Consider the following 16,966-nt stretch of genomic DNA (forward strand, 5'->3'; position numbering starts at 1 on the left):
GTTGCCTGTCTCGTTGGCGTTATTTTTTAAAAGCGGTGCCGATTTCCTCCAGCATGCGGGCAGTTTTTTTTGCCTATCCACCTTTTCCACAGACTTGTCCACAGATGGGGATAACTTTGCGCCTTACCCTGTTACCCAGGCGCGATTTCCATGCGGTTGCGGTTGAGCTTCTCCAGCCGCAGGTAATTGCGGGGATCGATGATCTGCAGGGTCAGGGTCAGGGGGAGGTGGGAGGATGCCTCCCGGGCCAGGGCGTGGCGGTCGATGGCCGTGTGGAGAATGCGCAGATCCCCCTTGAGATAGGCGCGGTCGCGCCCCGCCACGGGGAAGCGGGAGGGGTAGGTGCCGTGCCACAGGGGGCGGGGGGCCCTGCGCAGGCCCATATTCAGGCTGACGTTGCCCGGTCCCCAGAAAAGGTCGCCGAAATCCCCCAGCACCAGGGTGGGACAGGTCAGGCAGCGATTGCCAAGCAGGGTTGGGCCGAGCAGATAGTCGATCTGCTGGCGCCGCAGCCGGGGAGTGGTCTCGAGCCGCAGGTTGAACAGGTGCAGGCGTTTTCCGCCAAGGTCGACATCGGCGCGCAGCACACTGCAGTCGCCGCCAAGGTCGAATTCCTGGATACCCCTGAGGGGATGGTAAGAGAGAAAGGCGTTGCCGGCAGGCCCGGGGAGGCCCGGGTAGCAATGCATACCGAGCCGCTCGCCGAGTTGCTGCAACTGGTTCTGGGCCGGAAGGGTGCTGACCTGCTGCAGGGCGACGATGTCCGGCGCGCCGGCGGCGATCACCTCGCGGATGCGATCCGGGTCGCTGCGCCCGTCCCCGCCCCGGCAACGCTGGATGTTGTAGGTCATGACGCGGATCGTGGTCATGCGACCCTCTTCCGACAATGGCTAAGCTCGGCTCTCGACCGTGGGGGCTAGGGGGCGACCCGGCGCACCGCCTTGATGAGCACCTGCTCTTCGGGCAGGTCCTGGAACAGCCCGTTGACCCGTTTGGTCCTGGCATTGCCAATCATATCAACAATATCCATACCTTCAACTACTTTCCCGAACACCGCGTAGCCGAATTCCTGCGGGGTGCGGCCGCGCTGATTGAGAAAATCGTTGTCCTTGAGATTGATGAAGAACTGGCTGGTGGCGCTGTCGACCACTCCGGTGCGGGCCATGGCGAGGGTGCCGCGGTTGTTTTTCAGGCCGTTGCCCGCCTCGTTGACGATGGGCGGGTGGGTTTCCTTGCGCTTCAGATCGCCGTCGAAACCCCCGCCCTGGATCATGAAGTCCTTGATCACCCGGTGGAAAACGGTCCCGGAATAGAACCCTTCGTCGACGTAGCGCAGGAAGTTCTTCACCGACTCAGGCGCCTTTTCCTGGTCGAGTTCGATGGTGATGTCGCCCTTGTTGGTCTCCATGATCACCTGCGGCCCGGCCCAGGCGTTAACCGTAAGCAGCACAGCCGCCGCCAGCAAAAAAAGTTTTTTAAGCATGATTTTCTCCTGATTTCCGAATCCTGACTCCTGGATTCTGCGCTTAAATGCCCTCGGCCTTAAGTTCCCGCTGCATCAGGTCGATGACCGCCTGGCGCGGGTCTTTGGCCTCGTACAAAACCCGGTACATCTGCTCGATGATCGGAACTTCCACGCCGATTTTGCCGGCAAGCTGGAAGGCCGACAGGGTGGTTTTCACCCCCTCGGCGACCATGTTCATGCTCCCCAGGATCTGCTCCAGGCTTTTGCCCCTGCCCAGTTCCATGCCGACGGTGCGGTTGCGCGAAAGATCCCCGGTGCAGGTCAGTACCAAATCGCCCATACCGGCCAGGCCGGCGAAGGTGGCGGGTTTGGCACCCATGGCCACCCCCAGGCGGGTGATCTCGGCCAGCCCCCGGGTGATGAGGGCGGCGCGGCTGTTGTGGCCGAAGCCCAGCCCGTCGGCCACCCCCGCGGCCAGGGCGATGACGTTCTTCAACGCCCCGCCCAGTTCCACGCCGACCACATCGTCGTTGCGGTAGACCCGGAAGCAGTCGGTGCTGAAGATCTCCTGGACCTGTTCGGCGACAACGGGGTTCCCCGAGGCCACCGCCACCGCAGTCGGCATGCCGGCCGCCACCTCGCGGGCGAAGGAGGGCCCGGAGAGAAAGGCCAGGCGCTGGGCGATCTGCTTGCCGAATACGTCTTCAAGAACTTCGGCCATCGGCTGCAGGGTGTCGTTTTCGATCCCCTTGGAGGCCGAAACCAGGATGGTCTGCGGCGAAACGTGGGGGGCGGCCTGCTGCATGACCCGCCGCATTACCTGGGAGGGGGGAACCAGCAGCAGCAGGTCCTTGCCGGCGGCTGCCGCGGCCAGGTCGTTGGTGAAGCCGAGATTCGCCGACAGGGTGAAGTCCGGCAGGAACAGATCATTGACCCGGGTGGCGGACATGCGTTCCACCAGGTCCTTTTCGTAGGCCCAGAGGGTGACCGGGAAGCCTTTTTTCGCCAGCAGGTCGGCCAGGGTGGTGCCCCAGCTTCCGGCTCCGATGACGCCGATTTTCATAGACAGTTTCCTCTCCAGTGGCGGGCAGCGCCGAGACTAGGGAGCCTTTTTCTTGCGGATGCGTTCGCGGACCTGGTCGGTTTTTTTCGCCAGGGCCTCCCCGTTCGGATAGATCCCGGCGAGGCTCTCCAGGATTGCCAGGGATTCGTCCAGCCTCTCCTCCTCCTCGAGCACGCTGGCCAGGCCGAAGCGCGCCTCGATGGTGTAGGGGCTTTCCGGCCAGTCGGCGATCACCCGCCGATAGGCGGCCTCGGCCTGCTTTAACAGGCCCTCCAGGGAATAGGTCACCGCTACCCGATAATGGACCTCGGGCAGCAGGGGGCTCTCGGGAAAGGCCTTGACCAGGCTTTCCAGCTCGATGCGCGCCTGCTCGAAGTTATTCAGGCGAAAATAGCAGTCAGCGGCCTCGTATTGGAGCCGGTCGGGGTTGGCCGCCCCGCTGTCCAGCAGTTTTTGATAGGCGACGATGGCCCGATTGTAGTCCCGCAGGCGGTTTTTGTAAATCTCCGCCACCTGCTCCTGGGCTTTCAGCACCAGGTCCGAATCGGGGTAGTCGTGCTCCAGCAGCAGAAAGACCAGGACCGCTTCCTGGTAGTTGCCCAGATAGAGATTGAGGATCTCACCGGCGGAAAAGAGGGCCTGGGGAGCCAGGCTCGAGGAGCGATGCCGGGAGTGGATCTGCCGGTAAAGGTCCGCGGCTTTTTCGAACTGCTCCTGGTGAACCAGCAGTTCGGCCTGCTGGATTCGCTCCAGCAACTGAGACTCGCTGGCGCGGAGGTAATAGGTACCGCCTGCCCCGGCAGCCAGGCCCGCCAGCAGGATCAGCCCCACCAGCGTCCAACGCCGCTTCTTATTCCTCTTCCGGCGCTCCCTCAACTCCTCCTTCAAAAGCTTCTTCTTCAGCTTCTGAATCTCCATTTTCCTCGTCCTTCTCTGCCAGCTTGGCCACCGCCACGATGCGCTCGCCGGGCTCCAGCACCATCAGCCGCACCCCTTGGGTGTTGCGGCCGATGATCGAGAGGTGCGAAACACTGGTGCGCAGCACCTTGCCCCGGTCGGTAATGAACATCAGGTCGACATCCTCGTTGACCAGCTTGATGTCGACCACCTTGCCGTTGCGCTCGGAGGTCTTGATGGTGATGATCCCCTTGCCGCCGCGGCTCTGCACCCGATATTCCTCGAGATCGGTGCGTTTGCCGTAGCCGTTCTCGGTGACTGTGACCAGGGTCGCCGAGGTGGCGTCGGTGACCACCTCCATGCCGATGATGCGATCGTCGTCCTCGAGCAGCATGCCGCGCACCCCGCGGGAGGTGCGGCCCATGGGGCGCACGTCGCTCTCGGGGAAGCGGATCGCCTTGCCGTGGCGGCTGGCGAGCAGGATGTCCATTTTGCCGTCGGTCAGGCGGGTGGAGACCAGGCGGTCCCCCTCGTCGATGGTCAGGGCGATGATGCCGCCGGCACGCGGGTTGGAGTAGGCCATCAGCTCGGTCTTCTTGACCACGCCGTTGCGGGTGGCGGTGATGATGTATTTGCCTTCGGCAAACTCCTTGACCGGCAGGATGCTGGTGACGTTCTCGCCCTGGGCGAGTTGCAGCAGGTTGACGATCGCCTTGCCCCGCGAAGCCCGTCCCCCCTGGGGAATCTCGTGGACCTTGAGCCAGTAGACCTTGCCCTGGTCGGTGAACACCAGGATGTAGGAGTGGGTCGAGGCGATGAACAGGTGCTCGACGAAATCCTCCTCCTTGGGGCGCATGCCGGTCTTGCCCTTGCCGCCGCGGCGCTGGGCGCGGTAGAGCGAGACGGCGTTGCGCTTGATGTAGCCGGTGTGGGAGACGGTGACCACCATGTCCTCCTCGACGATCAGGTCCTCGAGGGAGAGCTCGCCGGTCAACGGCACGATCTCGGTGCGGCGGGGATTGGCGTACTTCTCCTTGATCTCCAGCAGCTCGGTCTTGATGATGTTGAGGATCTCCACCTCGCTGGCGAGGATCTCCTTGAGCCGGGCGATCAGCGCCAGGATCTGGTTGTACTCCTCGACGATCTTGTCGCGCTCCAGGCCGGTGAGCCGGTGCAGGCGCATGTCGAGGATGGCCTGGGCCTGGATGTCGCTGAAGCCGAAGCGGGCCATCAGCCGCTCCTTGGCCTCGGGGGAGTTGGCGCTGGTCTTGATGATCTGGATCACCTCGTCGAGGTTCTCCAGGGCGATCTTGAGACCTTCGAGGATATGGGCGCGGGCCTCGGCCTTCTTCAACTCGAAGATGCAGCGCCGGGTCACCACCTCCTTGCGGTGGTCGATGAACAGGTCGAGGACCTCGCGCAGGGTCAGGATGCGCGGCTGCCCGCCGACGATGGCGAGCATGATGGTGCCGAAGGAGGACTGCATGGCAGTCATCTTGTAGAGCTGGTTGAGCACCACCTGGGGGATGGTGTCCTTCTTCAGCTCGATGACGATGCGCATCCCCTCGCGGTCCGATTCGTCGCGCAGGTCGGAGATCCCCTCGAGCTTCTTGTCCTTGACCAGGTCGGCGATTTTTTCGATCAGCTTAGCCTTGTTGACCTGGTAGGGAATCTCGGTGACGATGATCGCCTCGCGGCCGGTGCGCTTGTCCTTCTCCACCAAGGCACGGGCGCGCATGCGGATGATGCCGCGGCCGGTGCGGTAGGCTTCGCGGATCCCTTCGTAGCCGAAGATGAAGCCGCCGGTGGGAAAATCCGGACCGGGGACCTTTTCCATCAGCTCTTCCACGCGGATGCGCGGATCGTCGATGATCGCCACCAGCCCGTCGACCACCTCGCCCAGGTTGTGGGGCGGGATCTTGGTCGCCATGCCCACGGCGATCCCCTCCGAGCCGTTGACCAGCAGGTTGGGGAACTTGCTGGGCAGCACCAGCGGCTCCTGCAGCGAGTCGTCGTAGTTTGGACCGAAGTCGACGGTCTCCTTCTCGATGTCGGCCAGCAGCTCGTGGGCCAGCCGGTCCATGCGCACCTCGGTGTAGCGCATGGCCGCCGCCGAATCGCCGTCGACGGAACCGAAGTTGCCCTGGCCGTCCACCAGCGGGTGGCGCATGGAGAAATCCTGGGCCATGCGCACGATGGTGTCGTAGACCGCTGTATCGCCGTGGGGATGGTACTTACCGATGACGTCGCCGACCACGCGGGCCGACTTCTTGTACGGCTTGTTGAAATCGTTGCCGAGATCGTGCATGGCGTACAGCACCCGCCGGTGCACCGGCTTGAGCCCGTCGCGCACGTCGGGCAGGGCCCGGCCGACGATGACGCTCATGGCGTAGTCCATGTAGGACTTGCGCATCTCGTCTTCGATGTTGATGGTGACTTTATTCTGTTGATCGGAAAGCATGCAAAACCTCCGGGGAGTAAAGGAGCTAGGAGTTAGTAGTGAAAACCAACTCCCGACTCCTGGCTCCTAACTCCTGCCTTTAAATATCCAAATTCGAGACGTTCAGGGCATTGGTTTCGATGAACTCGCGGCGCGGTTCGACCTGGTCGCCCATGAGCACGGTAAATATCTCGTCGGCTTCCACCGCGTCCTCGATTTTAACCTGCAGCAGCACCCGTTTTTCCGGGTCCATGGTGGTCTCCCAGAGCTGCTCCGGGTTCATCTCCCCCAGCCCCTTGTAGCGCTGGATGTACTGGCCCTTCTTGGCCCGGCTGGTGAAGTACTCGAGCAGTTCCTGGCGTTCGTGGATGGCTGTTTCCTCCTTCCCCTCGAGGGAAACGAAGGCTTTTTCATCCACGCAGATATCCTCGACCTTGCGGTAAGCCTGCAGCAGCAGCTTGTACTCGTGGGAGGAGAGGATCTCCAGCACCGTCTGGTCGATGCGCGCCCGGATGCTGCCGAGGGTGAAAAGGATGCGCGGCGGCTCATCGAGGGCTTCGAAAACCGCTCGGGGTTCGATCCCCTTGAGGGTTTCGGCCAGCGGGCGCAAATCGTCCATGTCGGCGAAACCGTTCTGGATCTTGCCGCGCACGAAGATATTGAGCACCTCGCGGTTGACCCCCTTGTGGACCAGTTTGTCGAAGAGGGTGTTGAAATCGATGATGTTGCGCAGAGTCGGGATGATCTGTTTGCCGCGGATGACCTTGCCGGTTTTCTCCATCTGCACGGTTATCCCCTCGGTCCCCTCGTCGAGCAGGTACTCGAGCAGGGCCGCCTCGTCCTTGAGGTAGATCTCCTTCTTGCCGCGCTTGGCCTTGTAAAGCGGCGGCTGGGCGATGTAGAGGTGGCCGCGCTCGACCAGTTCGGGCATCTGCCGGAAGAAGAAGGTCAGCAGCAGGGTGCGGATGTGCGAGCCGTCGACGTCGGCGTCGGTCATGATGATGATGCGGTGGTAGCGCAGCTTGGCGACGTCGAAGTCCTCCTTGCCGATGCCGGTGCCCATGGCGGTGATCAGGGTGCGGATCTCGTTGGAGGTGAGCATCTTGTCGAAGCGCGCCTTCTCCACGTTGAGGATCTTCCCCTTGAGGGGCAGGATCGCCTGGTACTTGCGGTCGCGCCCCTGCTTGGCGCTGCCGCCGGCCGAATCGCCCTCGACCAGATAGATTTCGCACAGCGCCGGGTCCTTCTCCTGGCAGTCGGCCAACTTGCCGGGGAGCGAAAGCCCCTCCAGGGCCCCCTTGCGGCGGGTCAGGTCGCGGGCCTTGCGCGCCGCCTCGCGGGCGCGGGCCGCCTCGATCCCCTTCTCGAGGATCTTGCGCGCGACCTGGGGGTTCTCCTCCAGGTACATGGCCAGCTTCTCGTTCATCAGGGTCTCTACGTACCCCTTGATCTCCGAGTTGCCGAGCTTGGTCTTGGTCTGCCCCTCGAACTGGGGATCGGGGACCTTGACCGAGATGACCGCGGCCATCCCTTCGCGCAAATCGTCCCCGGAGATGGCGGTCTTGACGTTTTTGAGCAGGTTGTTGGCCGTGGCGTAGGTGTTCATGGTGCGGGTCAGCGCCGCCTTGAACCCCACCAGGTGGGTGCCCCCCTCGTGGGTGTTGATGTTGTTGGCGAAGGAGAAGATCTTCTCGTCGTAGCCGTCGTTGTACTGGATGGCCACCTCGATCTCGACCCCTTCTCTCTCCCCCTTGAAGAAAATCGGGGTCGGGTGGACCGGGGTCTTGGCCCGGTTAAGGTACTCGACGAAGGAGAGGATCCCCCCCTCGTAATGAAACTCGTGCTTCTTCTCGGTGCGCTCATCGGCGATGTTGATGCGCACCCCGCCGTTGAGAAAGGCCAGTTCACGCAGGCGCTGGGAGAGCACTTCGAAGGAGAACTCGGTGGTCTCGAAGATCTCGCCGTCGGGCCAGAAGGTGATCTTGGTGCCACGGCGCTTGGTCTCCCCCTCCTCGCGCAGCGGGGTGGTCGGCACCCCGCGCTCGTAGTTCTGGCGGTAGATCTTGTTGTCGCGGCGAATTTCCAGGTCGAGGCGGACCGAGAGGGCGTTGACCACCGACACCCCCACGCCGTGCAGACCCCCGGAGACCTTGTAGGAGTCGCTGTCGAACTTGCCGCCGGCGTGCAGCACCGTCAGCACGACCTCGGCGGCGGATTTTTTCTGCGTCGGGTGCATGTCCACGGGGATGCCGCGGCCGTTGTCCTCGACCGTCACCGAGCCATCGACATGGATGGAGACGTTGACCTCGTCGCAGTAGCCGGCCAGGGCCTCGTCAATGGAGTTGTCCACGACCTCGTAAACCAGATGATGCAGGCCATTGGGTCCAGTGGAGCCGATATACATGGCTGGGCGCTTGCGCACCGCGGAAAGCCCCTCGAGAACCTTGATGCTTTCGGCTCCATACTGCTTTTCCGTCTTATCCGTCATACTTACCTCGTTCTGGATTATCTTCCTGAAGGCTGCCAGCGCGCACCCGGAAAAATTTGCCCTGGTGAATGCCTTCCTTGATCAAAGGTTGAATATCGGTCGTTGTGATGAAAACCTGCCCCCTGCGCTCGAGCAGAAAACGAAAAAAGTATCCCTGGCGATGGCGGTCGAGCTCGCTGGTCATATCATCGAGCAGCAAAACCGGGGGTTCGCCGGTGCGAGATTCCAGATCCATGATCTGAGCCGTTTTGAAAGCCAGCATGAAGGAGCGCTGCTGGCCCTGAGAGCCGAAAAGGCGTAATGGGCGCCCATCAACGAGAAAAAGCGGATCGTCCCGGTGAGGACCGGCCAGGGTCTGGCCCAAACGACGCTCCCGTTCCGCCTTTCCATCCAGTTCCTCACGGAGTCTTTCCCGCAAAGCTTCCTCGTCCGCTTCACCCTCGCGGTAAACCAGGTCGGCCTGCTCCCGGTTATCGGTTATCCCGCCGTAAACTTCCCTCAACCGGGGTGTCATTTCGGCAAGATACCTGGCTCGTTCCCAACGCAGCCGGGCCCCGCAGCGGATCAAGCCCTCGGTCCATGGGGCCAGTTCCTGGGCGGGTTTTCCCTCCCGGAGCAACAGGTTTCGCTGACGCAGGTGGCGCTCAAATTCCTGGGCCCGTTCGAGATACAGCGGATCGGTCTGGAAAATGGCCCGATCCAGCAACGCGCGACGCCCGGCCGGTGAACCTTTGATGAGGTTCACCTCCTCGGGGGAAAAAAGAATCGGACGCAGATGGCCGAAAAAGTCCCGGGAAGATCTCAGGTCCTTGCCGTCGATGCGGACTTTTTTCCCCGTGGAAACAATGCTCAGCTCCAGGCGGCGCTCCACCTGTTGACTGCTGACACGGGCCGAAAGGTGGGCCGTGCCGGTGCTTTCGGGCAGAAATTCCCCGTTGCGGGAAGCCCGGAAGCTTTTCAGGTTGCCGAGAAGGTAAATTCCTTCCAGGAGGTTGGTTTTTCCCTGGGCATTATCGCCCCAAAGAACATTGAAGCCAGTATCCGGGGAAAACTCCGCCCGTTCGATATTTCGAAATGCTCGGTACTGAATCTGCTTAATGTACATGCAGTGGATATCCGGACGATGGCACCTTCCGGGACAAACAAAGTTCCCCGGTCACAGGCGCATCGGCATGACCACGGCCAGGTAGTCGGTCTCTTCTGCGGGGTTGATAAGCCCCGGGGAGAGATTGTCCTTGAGTTTGAGGACAACCTTCTCTGCATCCTGAGCCTGGAGAATGTCCATCAAATAGCGGGCATTGAAGCCGATGGAAAGTTCCGGTCCCTGATATTCAATCTCCAGATCCTCCCTCGCATCACCCAACTCCGGGTTGGATGAGGAAATCTCCAAAAGATCGGTACGCAGGAATAGCTTGACCCCCCTGGATTTTTCGCTGGAGAGAATCGACATGCGGCGCAGAGAGTGCAACAGCAGGTCGCGGGGAATCGTTGCGGCGAATTCGTTGGCCTTGGGGATGACCCGGCTGTAATCGGGAAATTCCCCATCCACCAGACGCATCACCACGATGGTCTGATCCTTTTTGATGACCGCATTGTTGTCCATGAACCCCAGGTGGATATCCGAAGGGCCTTCTTCGGCCATTTTCTTCAATTCCATGATGCCTTTGCGGGGAAAGATGACTCCCTTTTGCAACTCAGGAATGTGGGAGGCACCGAGATCGCGGCTAATCAGGGAAAGGCGGTGGCCGTCGGTGGCAACCAGGGTGAGTTGGGCTTTTTCCTGCTGCTCCGTGGAGCGGAAGAATATCCCGTTCAGATTGTATTTGGTTTCGTCATTGGAAATGGAAAAGGCTGTTTTATCGATCATTTCCTTGAGCAGGGTGCTGCTGATGGCAACAAATTGCTCTTTTTCCGGTTGGGGAAAGTAGGGGAATTCCTCCGCCGAGAGACCCACGATATTGAAAAGAGCCTTTCCGCAACGGATTTCGATCCAGCAATTGTCCTTGGCGAGGAAAGAAATTTCCTTTTCCGGCAGTTCCTTGATGATTTCGTAGAGTTTTTTCGCCGAGACGGTTACCCGACCGGGGGTTTCCACGGTCGCCGGGTGGGATGCGCGCATTCCGACCTCGAGGTCCGTGGCCGTGAGGAAAATCTGTCCATCCCTGGCCTCGATCAGGACGTTCGAGAGAATAGGGATGGTGTTGCGTTTTTCCACTACCCCCTGGATACGGGCGAGGCCCTTGAGGAAAACCTCTTTTTCAATAAAAAATTGCATGGGACCTCCTATTCACAGAAACCGGTTATTTCGAAGAAATAATAAATTCGTTTAGTAGATAGTAGTAAATGCCTGTGGACTTGTGGAAAAGCAAAAAAAAACCTAGGAAAACAGAAACTTGAACTGTTCATCATATCGTTGGCGAGGTGTTGCGGAAAACCTCCGATTTGTTGATGGGCAGTTTTTCACCAGTCTGTCCTCAAAGCTGTCCCCTGGCCATGCACAGGGCCGAAAGGGAAAATGGTGCCCCGCAAAGAACTAATTGGTTAAGGCGTTCTTAATGGTATTGATGGTTGAACGCAACTGGAAATCGTCCTCGGTCTGCTTCTCTATTTTTTTTATGGCGTGGATAATCGTTGAGTGATCTTTGCCGCCAAAACGTTCGCCGATCTCAGGGTATGAGCATGAGGTCAATTGGCGGGACAGGTACATGGCTACCTGGCGGGGGAGGACCAGGGCCTTCAGGCGCTTGGAGGATTTGATGTCCGATACCCGGACATTGTAGTGGGCGGCTACCGTCTTCATGATCTCTTCAACGGTGAGCTCACGGTTTTTTTCCACCAGGATGTCTTTCAAGACCTCCTTGACCATCGCCAGGGTTACCGGTGTGGAGGTAAGGCTGGCATATGCGCCGATGCGGATGAGGTAACCTTCCAGTTCGCGAACGTTGCTGGTTACCGAATTGGCCAGGAACAGGGTGACATCCTCCGGGAGGAATATCCCGTTTTGTTCCGCCTTCATTTTCAAGATGGCCTGCTTGGTCTCTACATCCGGGGATTGGATATCCGCGATCAGGCCCCACTCGAACCTGGACCGCAGGCGTTCCTCCAGGCCCGGAATTTCCTTGGGAAATTTGTCCGAGGTGACGACGATCTGTTTATGGGACTCGTAGAGAGCATTGAACGTGTGGAAAAACTCCTCCTGGGTACGTTCCTTGCCGGCGATGAACTGGACATCGTCAATGAGCAGCACGTCCATGGAACGGAATTTATTTCTAAACTCGTCCATTTTCGCGTAGCGTAGCGAATTTATCAGTTCATTCATGAATTTTTCGGAAGTGTAATAGCAAACGCGCATTTCCGGGTTTTTCTTGTGAATGGCGTTTCCTACCGCGTTGACCAGATGGGTCTTGCCCAGGCCGACCCCACCATAAATAAAAAGTGGGTTATAGGTAGTGGCCGGGTTGTTAGCCACCGCCATTGCGGCGGCAAAGGCAAACTGGTTGGAAGAACCCGAAACAAATTCCTCAAAGGTGTATTTGCTGTTTAAGCCGTATGCGCCGCAACCTTCCCTCGATATGGGTTCGGAGTCCCTGGCGGGCGGGGCTGGTGGTATTTCGGGCGATGAGGGAACCTGGGGAGTTGTATCGGGGCTTTTGCGCTGGGCGATGTTCAACTGCACCCTATAAGCCACCGCGCCAATCTGGGAGAGAGTTTCCCGGATGATGGGGATGTAGTGTTCTCTGACCCAGTCGAGGATAAAACGATTGGGGACCTCCAGGATAACCAGGTCCTTGTCGATTTCCACGAAATGAATGGATTTTATCCAGGTGGAAAAATGCTGAGGGGTTAGGGTTCGCTCCAGGTGAGCGAGTGTTTCCTGCCAGAGTCTGTTCATGGGCAATAAAGGTAAACAGCCGTTCTCCTGGATAAGTGGTACTCGCGGCAAAAAATATCCACACCCTTATAAACAGCTGTGGATAAAAGTAAATTCCTTGTTCGGCGGGGTTGTTAGGGCCGCCTGGAGGGTGGAAATCGACACTCTAAACTAACAGAGGCGTCCCCCCAATGCAACAGGTTTTTCCGCAGAAACGGCGGATCTCGCTGCAAGAAACAGGGAGGGTAATTGCTTTTAGTGCTTGACAAAATACCCGAAAAATGGGTAATGATGTCTTTTGTCAAAAAACACCCAATCCAATGCAAAGGGAGAACATAATACAATGAAAAGAACTTATCAGCCGAGCAAGATCCGTAGAAAAAGAACCCATGGTTTCCGCAAGCGGATGCAGACCAAGAATGGGCAGACCGTTCTCAAGCGGCGGCGGGCCCGGGGCCGTAAGGTGCTGGTGCCTACGATCCCGACCAAATAAAGACCCTTGGCAGGAATTGAAGAGGGAAGGCTGACGTTTCCCAGCCGGCTGCGGTTGCGGGAACGGTTTGAATTCAACCGTGCCTGGGCCAAAGGCCAGAAGCGGCATACCGCCCACTTCATCGTGCTTATCCTGGAAAAGAGTGACGGCCCTACCCGGCTCGGGCTTACAGTAAGCCGCAAAGTCGGGGGGGCCGTTTCTCGCAATAGAGTAAAGCGGATTGTCCGGGAATTCTTTCGTACCCAGCAAAACCATCTGCCGCCTGGAATCGATCTATCCATAATCGCCAAGAAAGGCGCTTGCCGACTCACTGTGGGCCAGTTGTGCGAGGAATTCAAGTTTCTTCTGGTTCGGTAACCAGCATTGGAATACCCCATGCTTAGGCGCTGCCTCATCGGTCTGATCGTTTTTTACCAGAAGTTCATCTCCCCCCTTAAGGCACCCTCCTGCCGATTCTACCCCTCCTGCTCCAGTTATGCCCGAGACGCTTTTGCCAAGTACGGTGTCGTGCGAGGCCTGCTATTGAGTCTGGGCAGAATCGGCAAGTGCCACCCCTTTCATCCTGGCGGGTTCGATCCCCTTCCCTGAAATTTGGCCGCATTGCGGCTGGTTTGGAGCAATCGATGGAAAACAAGAATACCGTTATAGCCCTGGTTCTCATGCTGGCCGTCTGGCTGGGATTCAGCTTTCTCTTTCCTTCGCAGGAACCCGCGCCGGAAACGGTAGGGCAACCCCAGGCCCAGACCAGCACCGCGGTCGATTTCGCACCATCTAAACAGGACCAGCTTGCTGTGCCCCCCGTCGCTATGCCTGAACCGGTCGGGGAGCGGGTGGAGGTGGTGGTTGAAAATGATCTGTTCCGGGCCGTGCTGAGTAACGCCGGGGGAGTGGTAACCCAATTCGAATTGAAGAACTTCAAGGAAACCACTGCTGCCGATTCTCCGAACATCCGGGTCCTGGACCTCCCTCCCGGCCAGGCCGGTTCCCTGCAAATGGGCGGCAGCGGAAATTTCTCCCTCGATCCTCGGCAGCTTTATGCCGTGGGGGATTCTCGGGGAGAAATCAAACTTTCCGGTGATGAGGAAGCTCGCGTGGTTTTTTCCACCACGACCGCCGGGGGCCTGGTGGTGGAAAAGATCTATACCTTTGCCGGCAACAGCTACGCTTTTGACCTTAAAGTCAGGGTAGCCAACCAGGGGAACGACTTCCTGCGCGGCAACCTGGAATTGACCCTGGTACATCCCTGGGACGAAGAGACTAAAGGCGACCGTTTCTCCTTCCACGGCCCTTCCACTCTGGTGGGTGACAAGCTGGTTAAGGACGAGCCCGAAGATCTCGCTCAGGACGGTGCCAAAAGTTACGGGGAGGCGCGCTGGAGCGCCTTTGAGACCAAGTACTTCATGTCGGCATTGGTGCCGCTGGATGGCGCCGGCGAGCAACTGCGAGTGGCTCTTAAGCAGGGGGTTGTGGAAAATGGCTTTTCCACGCCCCAGGTCGATCTGAGGGCCGGCGAAGGGGCTGAATATAGCTACCTGGCTTATTTCGGGCCAAGGGACCTGGATATCCTCCAGGAAGTTGATCATGAGCTTGCCCGGGCCATCGATTTCGGTTTTTTCACCGTGGTGGCAACACCGCTGCTTCACGCTCTTAAATTCTTTTACGGTTACATCGGCAATTATGGGATTGCCATCATCCTCATTACGGTCATTCTCAAGTTGATTTTCTGGCCCCTGACCCAGAAAAGCTACACCTCGATGAAGGCCATGCAGAAACTGCAGCCTGAAATGGCCAAATTGCGGGAGAAATTCAAGAACGACAAGCAGAAGCTGAATATGGAGCTCATGCAGCTCTACAAGCAGAACCGGGTAAACCCCCTGGGGGGGTGTCTCCCCATGTTGATTCAGATCCCGGTTTTCTTCGCCCTGTACAAGGTGCTCATGGACACCATTGATCTGCGGCATGCGCCTTTTGCCCTGTGGCTTACCGACCTATCCGCCAAGGATCCCTATTACATCACGCCGCTGATCATGGGGGCCACCATGTTCATTCAGCAGAAGATGACCCCGAGCACCATGGACCCGGCCCAGGCGAAGATGTTCATGCTGATGCCCGTGATCTTCACCTTTTTGTTCCTCAATTTTCCCTCCGGTCTGGTTATTTACTGGCTGGTCAATAACTTGTTGACCATTCTCCAGCAATACCTGATCAAGCGGCAGGCCTGATAGAATCATGCTCCGCGGTATTCTGGAAGTGGATATAACCGCCGCCACCCTCGAGGTGGCGGTGGAGCAGGCTCTTGGGGAATTGGGCTGCAGCAGAGCCGAAGTCGAAACAACTATCATCGAGGCCCCCGTAAGGGGGTTTTTCGGTTTATTCGGGAAGCGTCCCTGTCGGGTAAGGGTCAAACTCACCGATCCCGCCTTCGTGGCAAGGCGGATCGCCGAAGTACTGCTTGGCAAAGCCGGGATTGAAGGGACTGTTCAGGTATTTCCGGTTCGCCAGAGGATCGAGCTGCAGATCGACTGTGCCGAGCCCGCCCTGCTCATCGGCAGACACGGACAGACCCTTGAGGCACTTCAATGCCTTGTTCAGACTTTGGTCAATCGGTGGGGGGGCAGCCCCATGCCGCTCACTGTCGATGTCAATCGATACCGGGCGCGGCGGCGGGCCTCTCTCGAACGACTTGCCCGGCGCCTAGCCACCCGGGCGCGGATCTCCGGGGAACCTGCTCCCCTACCCGCCCTTTCCCTTCCGGAGCAGAGCCTGGTTCATCAGGTGGTCAGTCAGGAGCGTGGGGTTGCTGCGCGCTCCGTCGGCAACGGCCCTCAGCGGCGTCTGGTCGTATTGCCCCAGAGCTAATGGCTATGGAACCATCAGATACCATCATTGCTCCAGCTACCCCCATTGGTGAGGGAGGGGTAGGGATTTTGCGGATATCCGGTCCTCGTGCGGAAGAGGTGCTGAAGGATATATTCGTTCCCTGCCGTCCCCTTAACCGCTTTGTATCCCACCGGCTCTACTACGGCAAAATAGTTACCAGCCAAGGGCAGACTCTGGATGAGGTACTGGTGGCCTTCATGAAGGGGCCCAGGTCCTATACCCGGGAGGACGTCGCCGAAATTCACTGTCACGGCGGTAGTGTTGTGTTGCGGCAGGTTCTTGATCTGGTTTTGGAGCGAGGCCCAAGATTGGCCAAACCGGGAGAGTTTACCCTGAGAGCCTTTCTTAATGGACGGCTTGATCTGGCCCAGGCCGAGGCAGTCATCGAACTGATCCGCTCCCGCTCCGATTCAGCCGCCTCTTTGGCCCTGCGGCAAATGGAAGGGACTCTTTCGCGGTTTGTTCATGGCCTCAGCGAGCGCATTGCAGATTCCCTGGCCCTGGTCGAGGCCTATGTTGATTTTCCCGAGGAGGATATCGAGCTTCCGGTAGTTGACCAGTTGCTTGCGGATATGGGGGGTGTGGTCCAGGAGGTTGAACGTCTGCTGGATACCTTCGACTCGGGGCGGGTCCTGCGCGAAGGGCTTTCTGTGCTGATTCTTGGGAGGCCCAACGTTGGCAAAAGCTCCCTGCTGAACGCCCTGCTTGGCGAAGCCAGGGCAATCGTTACCGAGATTCCCGGCACTACTCGCGATACCATCGAAGAGCAATTGGTGCTCGGGGGGGTTCCTTTGCGGCTCGTCGATACCGCCGGGGTCAGGGATACCTCCGACCCTGTGGAAAGCGAAGGGGTGCGTCGGGCGCGGGCCAAGGCGGGCACCGCCGACCTGGTGCTGCTGGTGATCGACGGCAGTGTCGCTCCAAACGAAGAGGATCTGCTGGCCTACCGGGCCTGCAGCGGAAGGCCCACGATCTTGGTCGTCAACAAGGCAGATCTCGGCCAGGTGGAACTGGCGAAACCTTTTTGCGACCTGACCAGGGTTGGGGTCTCCGCCCAGCAATCGAGCGGAATCCAAGCACTTCAGCAAGCCATTGTCGAAAAAGCCGGTTTTGGGAGCCGGACTGAGACCAGGGAATCCGTGGTAATTTCCGATCGGCGGCATCGTGAGGCCCTGCTAGCGTGTCGGCGGTGCCTCGCTCAATTTATCGAGCAGGGGCAAGGCGGAGCTTCCCCGGAATTTCTTTCCCTGGAGTTGCAGGAGGCTTTGGCCGCCTTGGGGCAGATCACCGGGGAAACCACCCCGGATGATATCCTCGAACGTATATTTGAGCGGTTCTGTATCGGCAAATAGAATCCATGTTTCACGTG

General features: G+C 59.0%; 15 protein-coding genes. 6 read left to right on the top strand and 9 right to left on the bottom strand.

Going from position 1 to position 16,966, the window contains the following annotated elements:
• Positions 1-131: 131 nt before the first annotated feature.
• The 9 genes from DESUT3_RS00005 to dnaA form a co-directional block, all read right to left on the bottom strand.
• On the bottom strand, positions 132-869 hold the full coding sequence (locus tag DESUT3_RS00005) for an endonuclease/exonuclease/phosphatase family protein (RefSeq protein WP_221250421.1): 738 nt from the start codon (positions 867-869) through the stop codon (positions 132-134).
• A 47-nt stretch (positions 870-916) separates the two neighbouring features.
• On the bottom strand, positions 917-1,483 hold the full coding sequence (locus tag DESUT3_RS00010) for a peptidylprolyl isomerase (RefSeq protein WP_221250422.1): 567 nt from the start codon (positions 1,481-1,483) through the stop codon (positions 917-919).
• Positions 1,484-1,526: 43 nt separating this feature from the next.
• Complete coding sequence (locus DESUT3_RS00015) at positions 1,527-2,534, bottom strand: NAD(P)H-dependent glycerol-3-phosphate dehydrogenase (RefSeq protein WP_221252416.1); 1,008 nt, start codon at positions 2,532-2,534, stop codon at positions 1,527-1,529.
• A 30-nt stretch (positions 2,535-2,564) separates the two neighbouring features.
• Complete coding sequence (locus tag DESUT3_RS00020; protein WP_221250423.1) at positions 2,565-3,446, bottom strand: tetratricopeptide repeat protein; 882 nt, start codon at positions 3,444-3,446, stop codon at positions 2,565-2,567.
• The gene (gene gyrA, locus DESUT3_RS00025; RefSeq protein WP_221250424.1) at positions 3,379-5,886 is read right to left on the bottom strand and encodes a DNA gyrase subunit A; all 2,508 of its coding nucleotides are present in this window, start codon (positions 5,884-5,886) and stop codon (positions 3,379-3,381) included. The genes DESUT3_RS00020 and gyrA overlap by 68 nt, the downstream gene beginning before the upstream one ends.
• A 79-nt stretch (positions 5,887-5,965) precedes the next feature.
• The gene (gene gyrB, locus DESUT3_RS00030; protein WP_221250425.1) at positions 5,966-8,353 is read right to left on the bottom strand and encodes a DNA topoisomerase (ATP-hydrolyzing) subunit B; all 2,388 of its coding nucleotides are present in this window, start codon (positions 8,351-8,353) and stop codon (positions 5,966-5,968) included.
• The gene (recF, locus tag DESUT3_RS00035) at positions 8,343-9,458 is read right to left on the bottom strand and encodes a DNA replication/repair protein RecF (RefSeq protein WP_221250426.1); all 1,116 of its coding nucleotides are present in this window, start codon (positions 9,456-9,458) and stop codon (positions 8,343-8,345) included. Before recF ends, gyrB begins: the two co-directional genes overlap by 11 nt.
• 51 nt (positions 9,459-9,509) lie before the next feature.
• Positions 9,510-10,628: a DNA polymerase III subunit beta gene (gene dnaN, locus DESUT3_RS00040; RefSeq protein WP_221250427.1), complete on the bottom strand. Its 1,119-nt coding sequence runs from the start codon at positions 10,626-10,628 to the stop codon at positions 9,510-9,512.
• A 258-nt stretch (positions 10,629-10,886) separates the two neighbouring features.
• Positions 10,887-12,245 carry a chromosomal replication initiator protein DnaA gene (dnaA, locus tag DESUT3_RS00045; protein WP_221252417.1) on the bottom strand — a complete coding sequence of 453 codons (1,359 nt, stop codon included), beginning with the start codon at positions 12,243-12,245 and terminating at the stop codon, positions 10,887-10,889.
• Positions 12,246-12,567: 322 nt separating this feature from the next.
• Here dnaA and rpmH point away from each other — a divergent pair, with 322 nt between their 5' ends.
• The 6 genes from rpmH to mnmE are packed head-to-tail and all read left to right on the top strand — an operon-like array spanning position 12,568 to position 16,949.
• On the top strand, positions 12,568-12,717 hold the full coding sequence (gene rpmH, locus DESUT3_RS00050) for a 50S ribosomal protein L34 (RefSeq protein ID WP_221250428.1): 150 nt from the start codon (positions 12,568-12,570) through the stop codon (positions 12,715-12,717).
• 6 nt (positions 12,718-12,723) lie between these two features.
• Complete coding sequence (gene rnpA, locus DESUT3_RS21260; RefSeq protein WP_221250429.1) at positions 12,724-13,074, top strand: ribonuclease P protein component; 351 nt, start codon at positions 12,724-12,726, stop codon at positions 13,072-13,074.
• Positions 13,075-13,092: 18 nt separating this feature from the next.
• Positions 13,093-13,305, top strand: a complete 213-nt coding sequence (gene yidD / locus DESUT3_RS00060) for a membrane protein insertion efficiency factor YidD (protein WP_221250430.1) — start codon at positions 13,093-13,095, stop codon at positions 13,303-13,305.
• A 35-nt stretch (positions 13,306-13,340) separates the two neighbouring features.
• On the top strand, positions 13,341-14,939 hold the full coding sequence (gene yidC / locus DESUT3_RS00065; protein WP_221250431.1) for a membrane protein insertase YidC: 1,599 nt from the start codon (positions 13,341-13,343) through the stop codon (positions 14,937-14,939).
• Positions 14,940-14,946: 7 nt separating this feature from the next.
• On the top strand, positions 14,947-15,576 hold the full coding sequence (gene jag / locus DESUT3_RS21265; RefSeq protein WP_221250432.1) for an RNA-binding cell elongation regulator Jag/EloR: 630 nt from the start codon (positions 14,947-14,949) through the stop codon (positions 15,574-15,576).
• Positions 15,577-15,581: 5 nt separating this feature from the next.
• The gene (mnmE, locus tag DESUT3_RS00075) at positions 15,582-16,949 is read left to right on the top strand and encodes a tRNA uridine-5-carboxymethylaminomethyl(34) synthesis GTPase MnmE (RefSeq protein WP_221250433.1); all 1,368 of its coding nucleotides are present in this window, start codon (positions 15,582-15,584) and stop codon (positions 16,947-16,949) included.
• The last annotated feature ends 17 nt before the right edge of the window (positions 16,950-16,966 follow it).

Source organism: Desulfuromonas versatilis, assembly GCF_019704135.1.
Lineage (GTDB): Bacteria > Desulfobacterota > Desulfuromonadia > Desulfuromonadales > NIT-T3 > Desulfuromonas_A > Desulfuromonas_A versatilis.

Bases quoted from the DNA above. Each gene is read 5' to 3' on its own strand.
- yidD (WP_221250430.1), top strand. From the start codon at position 13,093: ATGCTTAGGCGCTGCCTCATCGGTCTGATCGTTTTTTACCAGAAGTTC.
- DESUT3_RS00005 (WP_221250421.1), bottom strand. From the start codon at position 869: ATGACCACGATCCGCGTCATGACCTACAACATCCAGCGTTGCCGGGGC.
- DESUT3_RS00020 (WP_221250423.1), bottom strand. From the start codon at position 3,446: ATGGAGATTCAGAAGCTGAAGAAGAAGCTTTTGAAGGAGGAGTTGAGG.
- recF (WP_221250426.1), bottom strand. From the start codon at position 9,458: ATGTACATTAAGCAGATTCAGTACCGAGCATTTCGAAATATCGAACGG.
- gyrA (WP_221250424.1), bottom strand. From the start codon at position 5,886: ATGCTTTCCGATCAACAGAATAAAGTCACCATCAACATCGAAGACGAG.
- DESUT3_RS00010 (WP_221250422.1), bottom strand. From the start codon at position 1,483: ATGCTTAAAAAACTTTTTTTGCTGGCGGCGGCTGTGCTGCTTACGGTT.
- dnaA (WP_221252417.1), bottom strand. From the start codon at position 12,245: ATGAACAGACTCTGGCAGGAAACACTCGCTCACCTGGAGCGAACCCTA.
- dnaN (WP_221250427.1), bottom strand. From the start codon at position 10,628: ATGCAATTTTTTATTGAAAAAGAGGTTTTCCTCAAGGGCCTCGCCCGT.
- gyrB (WP_221250425.1), bottom strand. From the start codon at position 8,353: ATGACGGATAAGACGGAAAAGCAGTATGGAGCCGAAAGCATCAAGGTT.
- jag (WP_221250432.1), top strand. From the start codon at position 14,947: ATGCTCCGCGGTATTCTGGAAGTGGATATAACCGCCGCCACCCTCGAG.
- mnmE (WP_221250433.1), top strand. From the start codon at position 15,582: ATGGAACCATCAGATACCATCATTGCTCCAGCTACCCCCATTGGTGAG.
- yidC (WP_221250431.1), top strand. From the start codon at position 13,341: ATGGAAAACAAGAATACCGTTATAGCCCTGGTTCTCATGCTGGCCGTC.
- rpmH (WP_221250428.1), top strand. From the start codon at position 12,568: ATGAAAAGAACTTATCAGCCGAGCAAGATCCGTAGAAAAAGAACCCAT.